Annotated in this window: 21 protein-coding genes and 1 tRNA gene; 11 read left to right on the forward strand and 11 right to left on the reverse strand. The window is 59.1% G+C overall.

Annotated features, from left to right (window positions below; all coding sequences use genetic code 11):
- Positions 1-74: 74 nt before the first annotated feature.
- From hisG to nusB, 3 genes are read left to right on the forward strand one after another with little or no spacing between them, the layout of a single operon-like run.
- A complete protein-coding gene (gene hisG / locus IP81_RS03855; protein WP_054106655.1) occupies positions 75-746 on the forward strand; it encodes an ATP phosphoribosyltransferase in 672 nt (223 codons plus the stop codon).
- Positions 746-2,035 carry a histidinol dehydrogenase gene (gene hisD / locus IP81_RS03860; protein ID WP_054106656.1) on the forward strand — a complete coding sequence of 430 codons (1,290 nt, stop codon included), beginning with the start codon at positions 746-748 and terminating at the stop codon, positions 2,033-2,035. Before hisG ends, hisD begins: the two co-directional genes overlap by 1 nt.
- A complete protein-coding gene (gene nusB, locus IP81_RS03865; protein WP_054106657.1) occupies positions 2,032-2,478 on the forward strand; it encodes a transcription antitermination factor NusB in 447 nt (148 codons plus the stop codon). The genes hisD and nusB overlap by 4 nt, the downstream gene beginning before the upstream one ends.
- Positions 2,479-2,575: 97 nt before the next feature.
- Here the strand turns inward: nusB and fghA are convergent, their stop codons facing one another.
- The 4 genes from fghA to copC form a co-directional block, all read right to left on the reverse strand.
- Positions 2,576-3,421 carry an S-formylglutathione hydrolase gene (gene fghA / locus IP81_RS03870; RefSeq protein WP_197274507.1) on the reverse strand — a complete coding sequence of 282 codons (846 nt, stop codon included), beginning with the start codon at positions 3,419-3,421 and terminating at the stop codon, positions 2,576-2,578.
- Complete coding sequence (locus IP81_RS03875; RefSeq protein ID WP_054106658.1) at positions 3,421-3,792, reverse strand: VOC family protein; 372 nt, start codon at positions 3,790-3,792, stop codon at positions 3,421-3,423. The genes fghA and IP81_RS03875 overlap by 1 nt, the downstream gene beginning before the upstream one ends.
- 96 nt (positions 3,793-3,888) lie before the next feature.
- Complete coding sequence (locus tag IP81_RS20030) at positions 3,889-4,029, reverse strand: hypothetical protein (RefSeq protein ID WP_157573064.1); 141 nt, start codon at positions 4,027-4,029, stop codon at positions 3,889-3,891.
- 6 nt (positions 4,030-4,035) lie between these two features.
- Positions 4,036-4,413 (reverse strand): copper homeostasis periplasmic binding protein CopC, encoded by a 378-nt coding sequence (gene copC / locus IP81_RS03880; protein ID WP_054106754.1) that lies wholly within the window; start codon positions 4,411-4,413, stop codon positions 4,036-4,038.
- A gap of 188 nt (positions 4,414-4,601) precedes the next feature.
- On the opposite strand from copC, the gene IP81_RS03885 reads away from it, so the two are divergent.
- From IP81_RS03885 to IP81_RS21615, 4 genes are read left to right on the forward strand one after another with little or no spacing between them, the layout of a single operon-like run.
- Positions 4,602-4,859, forward strand: a complete 258-nt coding sequence (locus tag IP81_RS03885; protein WP_054106659.1) for a hypothetical protein — start codon at positions 4,602-4,604, stop codon at positions 4,857-4,859.
- Entirely contained in the window at positions 4,859-5,299 is a 441-nt protein-coding gene (locus tag IP81_RS03890) for a Spy/CpxP family protein refolding chaperone (protein WP_054106660.1), read from the forward strand. Before IP81_RS03885 ends, IP81_RS03890 begins: the two co-directional genes overlap by 1 nt.
- A gap of 8 nt (positions 5,300-5,307) precedes the next feature.
- Positions 5,308-5,871 carry an RNA polymerase sigma factor gene (locus tag IP81_RS03895; RefSeq protein WP_054106661.1) on the forward strand — a complete coding sequence of 188 codons (564 nt, stop codon included), beginning with the start codon at positions 5,308-5,310 and terminating at the stop codon, positions 5,869-5,871.
- Between the two features lie 53 nt (positions 5,872-5,924).
- Positions 5,925-6,164, forward strand: coding sequence for a copper resistance protein B (locus IP81_RS21615; protein ID WP_369800699.1), 240 nt, complete (start codon positions 5,925-5,927; stop codon positions 6,162-6,164).
- Between the two features lie 91 nt (positions 6,165-6,255).
- Here the strand turns inward: IP81_RS21615 and IP81_RS03905 are convergent, their stop codons facing one another.
- Both IP81_RS03905 and IP81_RS03910 read right to left on the reverse strand, forming a co-directional pair.
- Entirely contained in the window at positions 6,256-7,404 is a 1,149-nt protein-coding gene (locus IP81_RS03905) for a M20 aminoacylase family protein (RefSeq protein WP_054106663.1), read from the reverse strand.
- Between the two features lie 41 nt (positions 7,405-7,445).
- Positions 7,446-7,847: an Lrp/AsnC family transcriptional regulator gene (locus tag IP81_RS03910; RefSeq protein ID WP_231626223.1), complete on the reverse strand. Its 402-nt coding sequence runs from the start codon at positions 7,845-7,847 to the stop codon at positions 7,446-7,448.
- Positions 7,848-7,916: 69 nt separating this feature from the next.
- Here IP81_RS03910 and IP81_RS03915 point away from each other — a divergent pair, with 69 nt between their 5' ends.
- Together IP81_RS03915 and IP81_RS03920 are read left to right on the forward strand one after the other, a co-directional pair.
- A complete protein-coding gene (locus IP81_RS03915) occupies positions 7,917-8,381 on the forward strand; it encodes a DUF2721 domain-containing protein (protein ID WP_054106755.1) in 465 nt (154 codons plus the stop codon).
- Positions 8,382-8,706: 325 nt separating this feature from the next.
- Complete coding sequence (locus IP81_RS03920; protein WP_054106664.1) at positions 8,707-9,291, forward strand: hypothetical protein; 585 nt, start codon at positions 8,707-8,709, stop codon at positions 9,289-9,291.
- Positions 9,292-9,310: 19 nt separating this feature from the next.
- Here IP81_RS03920 and IP81_RS03925 read toward each other — a convergent pair whose 3' ends face one another.
- From IP81_RS03925 to IP81_RS03935, 3 genes are read right to left on the reverse strand one after another with little or no spacing between them, the layout of a single operon-like run.
- Positions 9,311-9,604 carry a polyhydroxyalkanoic acid system family protein gene (locus tag IP81_RS03925; protein ID WP_054106665.1) on the reverse strand — a complete coding sequence of 98 codons (294 nt, stop codon included), beginning with the start codon at positions 9,602-9,604 and terminating at the stop codon, positions 9,311-9,313.
- Positions 9,604-10,359, reverse strand: a complete 756-nt coding sequence (locus IP81_RS03930; RefSeq protein WP_054106666.1) for a hypothetical protein — start codon at positions 10,357-10,359, stop codon at positions 9,604-9,606. The genes IP81_RS03925 and IP81_RS03930 overlap by 1 nt, the downstream gene beginning before the upstream one ends.
- A gap of 7 nt (positions 10,360-10,366) precedes the next feature.
- Positions 10,367-11,578 carry a toxic anion resistance protein gene (locus tag IP81_RS03935; RefSeq protein ID WP_054106756.1) on the reverse strand — a complete coding sequence of 404 codons (1,212 nt, stop codon included), beginning with the start codon at positions 11,576-11,578 and terminating at the stop codon, positions 10,367-10,369.
- A 140-nt stretch (positions 11,579-11,718) separates the two neighbouring features.
- On the opposite strand from IP81_RS03935, the gene IP81_RS03940 reads away from it, so the two are divergent.
- The gene (locus IP81_RS03940) at positions 11,719-12,438 is read left to right on the forward strand and encodes an SDR family NAD(P)-dependent oxidoreductase (protein ID WP_197274508.1); all 720 of its coding nucleotides are present in this window, start codon (positions 11,719-11,721) and stop codon (positions 12,436-12,438) included.
- A 130-nt stretch (positions 12,439-12,568) separates the two neighbouring features.
- On the forward strand, positions 12,569-13,450 hold the full coding sequence (locus tag IP81_RS03945) for an MBL fold metallo-hydrolase (RefSeq protein ID WP_054106667.1): 882 nt from the start codon (positions 12,569-12,571) through the stop codon (positions 13,448-13,450).
- Between the two features lies 1 nt (position 13,451).
- Here IP81_RS03945 and IP81_RS20035 read toward each other — a convergent pair whose 3' ends face one another.
- Both IP81_RS20035 and IP81_RS03950 read right to left on the reverse strand, forming a co-directional pair.
- On the reverse strand, positions 13,452-13,775 hold the full coding sequence (locus IP81_RS20035) for a hypothetical protein (protein WP_197274509.1): 324 nt from the start codon (positions 13,773-13,775) through the stop codon (positions 13,452-13,454).
- 658 nt (positions 13,776-14,433) lie between these two features.
- Positions 14,434-14,509: transfer RNA gene (locus IP81_RS03950), tRNA-Lys, on the reverse strand.
- Between the last annotated feature and the right edge of the window lie 15 nt (positions 14,510-14,524).

A 14,524-nucleotide genomic window follows, 5' to 3' on the forward strand; every position in this document is an offset into this window, starting at 1 on the left:
TCGATAAACCCGATCAAGGTGACCGGGTTCATTCGGTTGCCCTTTGCGGTCGTCTGCCATATGGGCAGCGGGCTATGTCTACGCCCAAACCCCTCGTTTTCGCCATCCCAAAGGGCCGCATCCTTGATGAGGCGCTGCCTTTGCTGGAGAAGGCCGGGATCGTGCCTGACGCAGACTTTTTCAACAAGTCTTCGCGCGCGCTCTCCTTTGCCACCAACCGAGCAGACGTGAAGATCATTCGCGTGCGCGCTTTTGATGTGGCGACATTCGTGGCGCATGGCGCGGCACACGCGGGCATCGTGGGTTCGGACGTGATCGACGAGTTTGATTATGCCGATCTTTACGCGCCGGTTGATCTCAACATCGGGCATTGCCGCCTGTCTGTGGCAGAACCTGTCAGCGCGGTGGAAAGCGGCGCAAATGCGCGCGAAAGCCATGCGCGGGTCGCCAGCAAATATCCCAACCTGACGCGCCGACACTTTGAAAAGCTGGGCGTACAGGCTGAAATCGTGAAGCTTAACGGTGCGATGGAACTGGCGCCTTCGCTGGGCCTTGCCAGCCGCATCGTCGATCTGGTTTCCACCGGACGCACGCTGAAGGACAACGGATTGGTTGAAACCAGCCAAATTCTGCCGGTTTCAGCCCGCCTGATCGTAAACCGTGCCGCGCTGAAAACCGATAGCGCGCGCATGGGCGCGCTGATCGATGCGTTTCGCGCGATAGTTGCGCAAAAGGATGCCGCGTGATGCAGCGTTTAAAGTCTAACGATCCCGATTTTCCGCGCGCCTTTGCCCGGCTGGTCAAAGACCGGCGCGAGAGCGATGAGAACGTAGCCCGTGATGTGCAGACCATCATCGATGATGTGCGCCTGCGCGGTGACGAGGCACTGGCGGAATATACCGCGAAGTTTGACGGCCATTCGCCTGCTGACGATGATTGGCGCATTTCGGCCGAGGCTTGCCGTGAAGCGTTCGATGCGTTGAAGCCCGATCTGCGCGCCGCGCTGGAACTGGCGGCACAACGCATCCGCGCCTATCACGAAGCACAATTGCCCGAAGACCGCGACTATACCGACGCCACCGGCATGCGCCTTGGCGCACGGTGGAGCGCTGTGGACGGCGCAGGGCTTTATGTGCCGGGGGGACGCGCATCGTATCCATCATCGCTGCTGATGAACGCTATTCCGGCAAAGGTGGCGGGCGTTGAGCGGCTGGTTGTGGTAACGCCCACGCCCAAGGGTGAGGCCAATCCGCTGGTTCTGGCCGCCGCGCATTTGGCCGGAGCCGACGAAGTGTGGCGCATTGGCGGCGCGCAGGCCGTGGCCGCGCTGGCTTATGGCACCAAGCGGATCAAGCCTGTCGATGTGATCACCGGCCCCGGCAATGCCTGGGTGGCCGAAGCCAAGCGCCAGTTGTTCGGCATTGTCGGCATCGATATGGTGGCAGGGCCTTCGGAAATCCTTGTGATCGCCGATGGCAAGAACGATCCGCAGTGGATCGCCGCCGACTTGCTCAGCCAGGCCGAGCATGACCCCGTGGCGCAATCGATCCTGATTACTGACGATGCCGGATTTGCCGATCAGGTGATCGATCTGATCGGCGTTGAAATCGCCATGCTGCCCACGGCCAAAGTGGCCAAGGCCAGTTGGGATGCCTATGGCGTGATCATCGTGGTGGATTCACTGGATGAAGCGCCCGCACTGGCCAATGCGCTGGCTGCCGAACACGTTCAGATCGCCACCGATGACCCCGAAGCGCTGTTCGACCAAATACGCCATGCGGGTTCGGTCTTCCTTGGCCGGATGACCCCCGAAGCTGTCGGCGATTACGTCGCCGGTCCCAATCACGTCCTGCCCACCGGGCGCCGCGCGCGCTTTTCCTCGGGCCTTTCCGTTCTGGATTTCATGAAACGCACCAGCTTTATTGCCGCCACTGACGCGAGCCTTGCCGCCGTCGGTCCTGCCGCCATCGCCCTTGCCGACGCCGAGGGCCTTGCCGCCCACGCGCGATCGATCGAATTGAGGCTTGGCATATGAGCAGCTTTTCAGGCCAGGCCCGCTCGAACTCGCGCCTTGCCGCAGTGCAGGCGCTCTATCAGGTCGATATGGAGCGGACCGAGCTGCACTTGCTTCTCGACGAGTTTCATCAGCACCGTTTGGGCGCGGAAATCGAAGATGTTGAATATGCCAAGGCAGATATCAACTTCTTCGACGATATCGTGCGCGGCGTTGAAGCGCGGCGCGGCGAAATCGACGCGACGCTAACGTCCAAACTGGCCAGCGGCTGGGCAATCCCGCGCATCGACAAGACCATGCTGCAAATCCTGCGCGCTGGCACTTATGAATTGATGGCGCGCAAGGACGTGGCGATTGGCACGGTGATCAGCGAGTATGTTGATGTGGCCCATGCGTTCTTTGATGAACGTGAGGCCAAGTTCGTCAATGGGCTGTTGGATGCTGTTGCGCGGGAAGTGCGCTGAGGCTTAAGTGCCCACCCCGCTGCGACTAAACTCGCCTTCGGCTCATTAAATCTCGTTCCCCTCCCGCAAGCGGGAGGGGTTGGGGGTGGGTCTGAATTTACAGCCGCTCTGCATGCCAGCGGACATGGTCTTCCATGAACGTCGAGATGAAGTTGTAGCTGTGGTCATAGCCCGGTTGCAGGCGCAGCGTCAGATCAACGCCTGCGGCTTTGCAGGCATCAGCCAGCAGCTCGGGGCGCAGTTGTTCGGCAAGGAAGTTGTCAGCATCACCTTGATCTACAAGGATATCCCCAGCCGGACGCTTACCGTCTTCGATCAGCGCCACCGCATCGTGATGGCGCCAGACCGCGCGGTCGTCACCCAAATAACCGCGCAAAGCCTTGTGGCCCCACGGTACTTGGCCCGGCGCGACAATCGGCGCGAAGGCTGACAGCGATTTGAACGTTTCGGGGTAGGTCAACCCCAACGTCAGCGCACCGTGGCCGCCCATCGAGTGGCCGGTGATGCCCATACGGCCCAAATCCACCGGGAAGTTCGCGCCCAGCAACGCAGGCAGTTCTTGCGCGATGTAATCCCACATGCGGTAATGTGCGGCAAAAGGTGCTTGCGTGGCGTTGACATAGAAGCCCGCACCGAGGCCGAAATCATAGGCTGCGGCAGGATCATCGGCCACGCCTTCACCGCGCGGTGATGTGTCAGGCGCAACGAACGCGATGCCGAGTTCGGCGCAGATCCGGCGATATTCACCCTTGTCGGTCACATTGGCATGGGTGCAGGTGAGGCCTGACAGATAAATCAGCACCGGCAGCTTCACGCCCGCTTCCGCCTGAGGAGGCAGGAAGACCGAGAAGGTCATTCCTGTCCCCGTGGAGGCCGAATCGTGTTTATAGACGCCCAGCGTTCCGCCGTGCGCCTTTGTTGTCGAAACGGTCTCGATGCTCATCAGGCGATGACGTCCAATGCGCACAGCTTGTTGCCGGCAGGGTCACGCAGATAGGCAAGATAATAGGGCGAACCTTCGCGTGGGCCCGGAGGATCTTCACATGCCGTGCCGCCATTGGCCAAGCCTGCTGCATGCCATGCATTGGCTTGTTCAGGGCTCATCTTGAAGCCGATGGTGCCGCCGTTTGCGCCGCAAGCCGGTTCACCATTGATCGGCTGCGTCACAAGGAACATGCTGCCATTGTGCTGATAAATCAGGCGACCTTTGGGATCCATGATGGCTTCCGGCCCGCCAAACGCGGCGAAGGTGGCGTCGTAAAACATCTTGGATGCGGCGATGTCGTCACTGCCGACCATGATATGGCTAAACACTTTGCACTCTCCCGTTGATAAGTTGCAATTTACGATGTGCGAGGCAAACGCCCTTCAGGTCAAGCGCTGTTGTGGGGAAACTTTGTTGCCAATAGGCTAGGCTGCGGGATCCAGCACGCCCAGCCATGCAACGATGCCGACGACGCAGATGCCGAACGCGAATTCGAGCGGTAAAGACCGCTGCGATTGCGCCGCACAGGCGGCGAAACGCGCCAGTGTCAGGCCAAGCGGCTCCACGGTGAATCAGCGGACGGTGAAGCTGTATTGGCCTTCGATGCGGTGTTGATCGCCGGCCACCGCATGCCATTTCAGATTGTATGCCCCAGCGGGCAGAGCGCGCGGCAGCGTGATGGTGAGGACTTTGCCATCGGCTGCGTTCTTGAAGCCCTTGATCGGCATGGGCGCGTGATCGGCCATGCCCGGCATGCCGGTCATCACCAGTTCGATGCCCAAAAGCGGGCCAACGAGCGCTTCGGAAAAGGTCAGCGTCAGTTTGGTTGGCTTGGCCACCGTTGCATTCGCTATAGGGCTGGATGACAGCAGCTTGGTATGCGCGAATGCGGCACCGGGCAGCGCCATCATGGCAAAGGCCGGAGCAACAAGAAGAGCAAAACGGCGCATCAAAATCGTTTCGGCAGTGGGATCTTGTGCCACCTCATGGGCCACCTCTCGAATGGCAATACGCACCGCCGCTTGCGATCCCTCAAGCACGTAACGAAGTTTTTTCTTGCGGGGGCACTGTCAGATGAGGGAATTTGCCGCAGGCTGCGTATCATGCATTACGTGGAACGAAGGACAAGAACCGATCTATGGCCGATCTTGATGCTATCTTGGGAGCTCTTGGCGGGCAAAGCCTGCCGGCTACACTGGCAACGATTGACGAAGGCGTGATGCAGGGCCTTGCGGCGCGGCGTGATGCGCGTGTGGCACGGCGCGGCATGGTGATGGCCCTTGCGGTTGCCGCACTTGTCGGCGTGGCCGGTTCGCTGGCACCTGTGGCCCCGGCACAGGCCGAACCGCTGTTTGGTGTGCCAGCGGGTGCACCTTCGCAATTGCTGGCAAATTGATGCGCGCGAACTTGCGCTATGTGCTGGTCGCGCTGGTATCTGCGGCGATAGCGCTGGCCGCCAGCCACTTTGCACGCGGCGTGATGGTGGCCGATCATGGCGGCAGCGAATTGCACCAGTTGATGCACGACCGGCTTGAGCTGACAGCCACACAACAGGCCGAGATTGACCGGCTTGAGGCGGACTTCGCCCAGCGCCGCAAAGCTTTGGATGCGCAAATGCGGCAGACCAATGCCGATCTGGCCAAGGCGATGGCCAGCGAGCACCAGTTCGGCCCCAAAGTGGCGGGCGCGGTGGACCGTTCGCACATGGCGATGGGTGATCTTCAGAAGGAAACGCTGGCGCATGTCTTTGCGATGCGCGCGGTCTTGACGCCCCAGCAGGCCACGATCTTTGACCGCGAGATCGCCCGCGCGCTCACGGCCCCGCAAGCGCACTGATCGCCAAGATGGGGGCACCGCCAGCCGACGCGAGCGACGCCGCGCTGGTCGCGGCTGCGCTTGGCGGCCAGCAGGCGGCCTATACCGCACTGATGGACCGGCACCGCGAGGCGGCGTTCCGGGTGGCCCGGCACCATTTGGGCGATGACAGCGAGGCAGTGGACATTGCGCAGGAAACGTTCGTTTCGGCCTTTGCCGCGCTGGGGCGTTATGACCCGGCCAAGCCGTTTCGCACTTGGCTGATCCGCATCGCGCTGAACAAGTGCCATGATTGGGCGCGGCGGCGCGCGGTGCGGCGACTGTTCCGGATGGCACAGCCGCTGGACGATGCCTTTGATGTGGCAGACGCAGGCCAAGACCCAGAAGCTGCTGCAATTTCAGCACGCGAAGTGGCGCGGATTGGTGCAGCACTGGCCGCCCTGCCCGCGAACTTGAAGGAACCCCTGATCCTGTGCCGCTTGGAAGGGATGAGCATGGCGGAGGCCGCGACGATTCTTTCGCTGAGCGAAAAGGCAGTGGAGACACGGATTTACCGCGCGCGGCAGAAATTGTCGGAAATTCTTGAGAGATAACGCAATTTCAAGCTTATCGCATATGTGATGGAAAAGCACCTCCTGCTTGATCGTTGTCGCTTGGCGCGGGTGCGATGGGCCTTGCCCCGCTGTTCCCGGCTTGGGCGCACCCGATCCATCTGCCTGGCCACTTCTTTGAACTGGGCGCGCGGCAAGACTTTGGCGCGGGGCCGGACCGCACTTATGGCGTGATCGGCGTCGAAGGCCTTGCGCCTTACTGGTTCGAGCTTGGCACGCGGCTGCGCTATGAAGTCGTACCCGAATTTGCGCCCTATGCGGGCTTGCATTGGTAGCGCAAGCTGGGTGCAACAGCGCGGCTGGCGCGGGCCGGGGGGAAGCCCTTCGTCATTCAGCGCGCTGATCGGCGTTAGGGCTTGGTTCTGATCAGACCAGCCAGTGCTTGGCCAAAGCCACGTGCAGGCGGATGCCCGTTTCCATCACGGAATCGTTGAAATCATACTGCGGGTTGTGCAGTGGCGCAGCGTGATCTGGGGTGCCTTGGCCGAGCCAGATGTACGCGCCGGGGCGCTGTTGCAGCATGAACGAGAAGTCCTCCGATGTCGGCGCAGGTTCAGCCGCAAGTTCGGCGTGGGCCACAGTAGCCGCAACTTCCAGAGCATCGGCTGCGGCTTGAGGGTCGTTGATCGTGGCGGGGTAGTAGCGTTCGTAATCCACCGTGCAGCGCACTTCGAACGATGCCTCGATGCCTTTGAGCATTCCGTGCATCCGTTCAACAATGCGGTCCTGCACCACCGGATCGAAGGTGCGCACCGTTCCGCCGACCGTAACCTCTGCCGGGATCACATTGTGCACATCACCGCCATGGATTTGGGTGACGGACAGAACCGCAGAAGACGCGGCTGGCACCGCGCGCGAAATGATGGTGTTAAGTTGCTGCACCAAGGATGCTGCGGCAAGGATAGCATCGGGTGAATCCTGTGGGATCGCCGCGTGGCCGCCTTTGCCCGCAACCTTGATGTTGAACTTGTCTGCCGCGCCCATGATCGCGCCGGGGCGGGTGCTGATCGTGCCGGCGGGCAGGCCCGGCCAGTTGTGCAGGGCAAAGACGCGATCACAGGGGAAACGGTCGAACAACCCTTCCTCGATCATCACGCGCGCACCGCCCTGCCCTTCCTCGGCGGGCTGGAAGATGAAGTTGACGGTTCCGGCGAAGTCCGGGTCTGCCGCCAGCACATGCGCCGCGCCGAGCAACATCGCGACGTGGCCATCATGGCCGCAGCCGTGGAACGTGCCGGGCATGCGGCTTGCCCATGGCAGATTGGTTGCCTCGTGGAACGGCAGGGCGTCCATATCGGCGCGCAGGCCGATGCTGCGTATGCCTTCACGCTTGCCCTTTAAAACGCCGACAAGACCGGTGACACCAATGCCTTCATGCACTTCGATGCCGATACCGCGCAGTTCATCGGCAATCCGCCCCGCCGTGCGATGTTCGCAAAAGCCGAGTTCGGGGTGCTGGTGAATATCACGCCGCAGCGCGACAAGGTTTGGCAAAAGATCGGCGATGGTCGTCATGCGGGTCCGCTTCAGGCTTAAGGCTTAAGGCCGTTTTTTCATCAGGTATGCGTTTGGCCAAACAGGTTCTGGATCGGGAAGTGATGCTTGATGAATGGCGATTTGATTACAACATAGCTGAAGTATTTTTCGATGCCATAATCGCTTTCGAACATGCCTTCGATAATCGACTGGTAATGCGAAACCCCGCGCGCCACGAATTTGAGCAGGTAGCCATATCCGCCCGAAACAAGGTGGCATTCGACGATCTCGTCGATTTGCACGATCCGGCTTTCAAAGCGCGAAACGTCACCCCGGCGGTATTCGCTGAGCGTGACTTTGGTGAACACGGTCAGGAATTCGCCCAGCTTGTTCAGCACAGCGCAGGGGCAAAGCCGAGCACGATCACGCCATTGCCAGCACGAATGTGTCACCAACGCCTTACATTGAAGCACAATCGCCATGCAGACGTATCCAGCTTGCCCCCGATGGTCTGCCCGTGGCACTTGGCAACAAACGCGAAAGACCTGTTTATGAATGCTGCCCACACCGGCGTAATAGCCCAGACGATCCAACTGGCCCTGGCCCCCGTTTTCGTGCTGGTGGCCATCGGCAATATCATGAACATCCTCACCACGCGCCTTGGCCGCATCGTTGACCGGTCGCGCACCTTGCAAAAGCTGCACGGCGAAACCGTCGGGCCTGCGCATGATGTGGTCGTGATCGAAATCCGCTATGTAGACCGGCGCATCCACCTGATCGGCCGCGCGCTGCTGCTGCTCGTGCTGTCGGGCCTTGCGATTGGCGTGACCGTCGGCTCGCTGTTCGTGGGCGAGATGTTTGGCCGCGACCTTGGCAACCTCACCGGCATCACTTTTTCCACCGCGATTGCCTTGCTGATGATCGCGCTGATCTATCTCCTGCTCGAAACCCGCATCGCTGCCAACTCCCTGCGCCTGCCGCAGGAACTGCTGGAACTGGAACGCAAGGATATTTGAGCGGCGACGAACGGCAGGTGGACACTTCATCGAGGCCACCGACGTACTACGCCATCGCCCCGCCCCCCACCGTCACACCGGGCTTGACCCGGGGTCCCGCTTCTTTTTCCTTTTTCGCGCAAAGACCGCCGGGCAGACGATATCACGCAAAAAACCTTCAAGCCCTGCGCGTTGTAAAGCAGCGGTCATCTAGGGGTTTTCGCACCCGTTAGTGTTGTTCCCTTCACTGTTTGTCCTCGACTCTTGCGCCAAATTATGCGGCTTAGGTAGCATGCTTAGCATCCGGCGAAGCACGTCATCTGTTTTATACTGATCGGTGCATGACATGAGTGAAGAGATCTATATCAAGTTTCCAAAATACTCTTCTTATGTTGAGAAACATAGCATTATCTTGGATAGCGCAAATCCAGAATTCCCAAAAATTGTTGGAATTATAATAAGTCAATTTGCGATCATCGAAGATTTCGTGCCACTCGTTGTTCGGCAGATCACCGGAATTTCAGAAGATGACTCGACTACCATACTCGGAGTCATTCGGAATTTCTCAAATAAAATCGAGCTTATTGGCGAATTAATTAATAAAAGAGATAAAAAATCAAATGATTTTATCGTAATTGATTATGTAAAAAATTTGCTTTCTGAAGCGAACTCTATTCGTAATAAATATGCCCATGCAAAATACGGTGGATTTAAGCATAACCCCAATTTAAAAGACGAATATATTTATATGGAATTATTCTCAGCAAGCTATAACAAAAATCGAAAATTAAAGAAAATGATGATAAAAGATTTTGAAAAAGATAGAAAAAGAATGAACATTATGATCTGTGAAATCCATCACATCTTACATGCAAGATGGTTGCCACCGAAGCTTTTCGCACAACTGCCTCAACCACCCGTGCCCTTGTAGAATCAATCCCCTACACCCGCTAACTCAACAACTTCCCCGTCTTCTCGCGGATCATGCCTTCGATCATGCGTTTGGCAAAGCCCAGCGTGGCGGGGATATCGACGTCGACCACCAGTTCGCTGTCGGTGAGTTCCACCGCGCAATCGACGGTATAGCCCATTGCGCCAACGCTCATGGTCATGTGATCGTCATCGACGAAGGTGGTGGTGATCGTGGCCATGCTTTCGGCCTTTTCCATGGCCTTTTCCGCCTTTTCGCGCAAGCGGCGGCGCGCTTCTTCGCGGGTCAGGGTGTGGGGAATGGCAACGCGCATCAGGCTTCCTTTGGTGCGGCAAGCTGGGGCGCGTCGTCTAGCCCTTCGCCATAGCGATAGTCCAGATAGCGGCCACGCACCGCCAGCGCATCAAGATCGCCCGCCGCCAATTGGCGGGTAATCTCGTCAATCTCCTTCGAGATTTTGCCCAGCCCGTCGCTCAATTGTTGATCGGCGTTGCGCCCGCCGCGCTCTTCCTTGCGCAGATGCGGGGGTATCTTGCGCCAGCTTTCGACCATGCCGGGCAGATGTTCGCCCACCAGACGGCGCACTTCGCCCACCGCCGGTTCGGCAGGATCAATGCCTTCAAGCTGAAGCCCGAGGCCATCCAGTTGCACGCCGATCTGGTCCACCAGTTGCACCGCAGGCGCGGGCAAGGCGGGGCGTTGCGCCTCGAGCCACAATTCAGTGCGCCCCACCATCGTGCGCACATCGCCTGTGTTGAGCGCGGCCAGATCGGGCACTTTGAGCTTGGGGAATGTGGCGAAGAACACCAGCGCCGCTATGATCGCGAGGCCCAGCAGCATGACGCCGGTAAAGCCGATGCCATCCAGCACCAGCCCCGCCACCATCGCGCCCACCAGCACCACGCTGACGGCCATCGCCATGCGCGCCAGCTTCTTGCCGCGATGCTGGCGCTTTATATCTGCCGAACGCTGGCCGATGCTGCGCCGCCCGCCTGCCTGCTGGCGGACGAGCGTCGATCTGGCTTCGGCAAGGATGCGCTGGCTGTCTTGCGCGGGACTGTTGGCCATCAGCGGCTTAACCCTCAAGGCTCAGAAAGGGTGAGCTTTCCGGCCCCGCCAGCTTGGCTTGCGCCGCGCCTTCGGCCCGCGCGATATAGCCCTTGGATTTCTCGACCTCGCCCGACAGCGTGTTCACCGTCTGCTTCATGGAATCGAGCGCCTTCAGCTTGAACGTGTCAATCGTGTCCATCGTATCGTAGATGTTCTGGAACGCGCGTTGCAGCGTTTCCAGCGGGATCGTGCTGGCGGCGGCGAGTTCGTGAATCTTGCCGGTCTGTTCACGCAGCAGCTTGCCGGTGGAATCGATCATGTTGGCGGTGGTGGTGTTCAGCGCGGTGATCTGTTGCAGCACCAGCCGCTGGTTGGTCATCGCCTGCGCTACCGTTACCGCCGTGCGCAAGGCCGCGACCGTGGTGGTGCTGGCGCGGTCAACGCCCTTCACCAGTTCGACGTTGTTCTTTTTCACCAGATCAAGCGCGAGATAGCCCTGCACCGTCACCGCCATTTGCGTGAGCAAGTCCTGCGTGCGCTGTCGGGTATAGAACAGCGCGCTTTCACGGATCGCCTTGGCCTTGGCGGGATCGGTGTGGTCAAGATCTTCCGCCGCGCCTTCCAGCTTGGCGTCCAGCGTTTTGGAGATGTGGATCATCTGTTCCAGATTGCCCATCGCCTCCCACAGCTTTTGCCGCTCAACATCAATCGCGGCATTGTCCATAAGCAATTCGTCTTTGCCCGATGCCAGCCGGTCAAGGATCGCCTTGATGTGGCCCTGCGCCGAAACATAGCCGTCAAAATACTTCTTCAGGCTGTTGCCGAACGGGATGATGCCGAGGAACTTGCGCCCCGATGAAAGCTTGCCCTGTTTGCCCGGGTCAAGGTCTTCCACCGTGCGGCGCAAGGCGGCCAGATCAGACCCGACGCCGCTATCCTTGTCCATCGCGCGGATGGGGCGGTCCAGAAAGCGGTTGGCCATGCCCGCTGCCTGGGCAATTTCCTTGCGGCCCATGTTGGTGAGCTGATCGACCTTTTTGCCGAATTCCGGACTCCGCGCATCTTGCGCCACCAGATCAGCAACGAAGGCATCCACCTTCGATTCCAGCTTTGACCGGTTTTCATCCGAAACCGGCACCAGCCCAGCGGCCTGAACGGGCGCCACCACAGGCACAGGATCGGGCGGGGTCAGCGTCAACGGGCTGAGGGTGGCAGTCTCGGTCGAAGGTGTGGCCATCGCAAACATGCTTTCGAAAAGTGGGCAATCATCAACATGGGATTTCGAGGCCCGCCGTGCAAGCTGTATTATAGCAGCAATACAGCAATGCGCGAACGGCCATATCGACAGACAGCTTACCGCGTTCCACAGGCGGCGTCATGGAAAACGGTTTGCGATGCGCAGTATTCGGGGCAAGCGGTGGCATCGGCGCTGCGCTGGTAAACCAGTTGGCCGCCCGCGACGATGTGGCTCAAGTCTATGCCCTTGCGCGAAAGTCGCTCGAAGCATCGCCCAAAATCCACCCACACACCTTCGATCTGGCCGATGAAGTCACCATTGCTGCGGCCTGCGCCAGCATCGGTGGTACGCTTGATCTGGTGATTGTCGCCACAGGCCGCCTGGTGCTGGACAATGGCCAAGGCCCTGAAAAATCGTGGCGCGCGCTGGATGCCGCTGCGATGGCAGAAATGTTTGCGATCAACACGATAGGCCCCGCGCTGATCGGCAAGCACTGCGCGCCGCTATTGCGCAAAAGCGCAAGGCCGGTGTTTGCGGCGATCTCGGCCAAAGTGGGCTCGATCACCGACAACCGGCTGGGCGGATGGTACTCCTACCGCGCTTCAAAAGCCGCGCTCAACATGATGGTGCGCAATTTCGCGATTGAACTTGGCCGCACGAACCCTGCCACCATCGCGGTCACCTTGCACCCCGGCACAGTAGATACCCCGCTTTCGCGACCGTTTCAGGGCAATGTTCCCGCCGAGAAGCTGTTCACGCCCGAACAATCCGCCGCATATTTGCTCCGCGTGATTAATGGCCTGTCCCCTGCCGATAGCGGCAAGCTATTTGCTTGGGACGGAGCCGAGCTTCCCTTTTAATCCAAACCAAATTTCACGCTATGTAACTTTTGAAAGCTTCTTTTGGTGGTTTTGGCCGCCGATGCCGATTAGACTGCCCTTTGGAGACAATTGGCGGCGGGCAAGCCGCGAACCGAGAGGACTTCTTCCGATGCGAAAACTGTTCACCATGCTGGCTGCCGGGACAGCCTTCATCGCTGGCACAGCCATGGCAAAGCCGCTGGAAGTCGAGATCCTGCGCACCAGCGAAGCATCGCTCTATTCCAACATCGCGCTGATCAAGGGCGAAAAGAAGGCCGTGCTGGTTGACGCCCCCTTCACCCGGGCAGATGCGCATCGCGTCGTCGGCATGGTGCTTGATAGCGGCAAAGAGCTTGAGACGGTCTATGTCACCCACGACCACCCCGATCACTTCTTCGCGATGGAAGTGATCATGAACGCATTTCCCAATGCCAAAGTCGTGGCGCACCCTACAGTGGCTGCGGATATCTGGCGTTCCTTGCCTGCCAAAGTGAAGCGCTGGTTCCCGGTGATGGGCGCCAATGCCCCCCGCACCCCCACCGCGCCGCAGCCTTTGGATGGCGATACGATTATGCTGGAAGGCAACGAGTTGAAGGTGATTGGCCCGAACCAGGGTGATCACAAGCACGCCACCGCGCTGTGGGTGCCTTCGATCAAAGCGCTGTTTCCAGGCGATATGGTCCACAACGAGGTGTTCTTGTGGTTCGGCGAGACCGATCCTGCCGCCATTGTCGCTTGGGGCGAGGCGCTGAACACGATGATGGCGTTGAAGCCCGAACTGGTTGTTTCAGGCCATGCTAAGCCCGGCAAAGGCAACGATGCCACCGCGCTGGCCTATACCCGCCGCTACATTGACGAATGGCCCAAACTGGTTGCTGCCTCGAAGGATTCCAAAGACTTGCAGGCGCGCGTGCGCAAGGCTTTCCCCGAAAGTGTGGATGTGCTGGGCGGCTTCCTGTTGGTCAATTCTACCGAAGTGGCGATGGGCGAACAGAAAATCTGGGACGAATGAGTTAGAGCGCGCTCCAGTCGAACCATTCTGCGCAAGCGTGGCACGTGGCAACCAGCCATTCGCGCGGGGCAGGTGCGGTGCCATCCCACAAGGTCAGCCGCAGCACGCTCGGCTGCGGGAACCTGTTGTATGACCAGCGAATGGAACACCGGGGGGATAATCGCCAGCAATGGCAATCACCCCTGCGCAAACGCGTGATCCGGTCCGCCAAACCAAGCCAAGTATAAGTATAAAGCCCTTCACGATCCTGCGCGCGTGCCCGTGACCCCTGCGCCAGCACCCGTGCCCATGAAGCGTTACGAACCTGTAAGCGCGCAAGCTCCAACAGGAACTGCCTTTCCAGCATGCAATGCCTATGAGCCGCGTTGTTTGGTCGATTGCCTTCAGGGAATCCAGTTCACGTGATCTGCTATTTGCCTGAATGTGCTACCGTTCCGTCCATTGGGACAAATGGGGCGAGTTGGCTCACCGCAACAGCGCCAAAGCATTGACTGTTAAGTTGTTGACCATTCTGATTTCGGAACGGGCAGCATCTGCCTCAGGTGACTTTTGAAGATCGACACACCGTAATCCAATAACCGCTCACAAAATCGTTAGACGGTCATCGGTTAACTGGTGGCCGCTTTTCTGCAGGCCAAAAATACCGGGAAACTGCCTAAATGTAAGTCTTGAGTCGGCGTTGGTTCAAAATCTCGGCTGCTTGAAATGCGGAGCCAAGGTTTGGTTGCCTACGAATCCGATCAGGGAGATTCTGTCGATGGGGCGGTGAAGATTATCAAGCCTTCCACAAGGTGGGATCACCGACGAAGAGGCCCTTCCCCCATGAGATGCGGCTGCGACTGCTGACCTTAGTGTCGGGAGGAGGGTCAAAGCACTTGTAGCCTTCAGCACCTGTCCCGACGTCCACTGCTATCCAATGATCGTCTCCTTCACTCGGTCATCAGCTGGAGCAGTTGATGGCACTGCCGATGGATTGATTATATTGGTGGACCCGTCGGGACTCGAACCCGAGACCTACAGATTAAAAGTCCGTTGCTCTACCAACTGAGCTACGGGTCCACACCAAACCGATTC

The sequence above is a fragment of the Novosphingobium sp. AAP83 genome (assembly GCF_001295795.1).
Lineage (GTDB): Bacteria > Pseudomonadota > Alphaproteobacteria > Sphingomonadales > Sphingomonadaceae > Novosphingobium.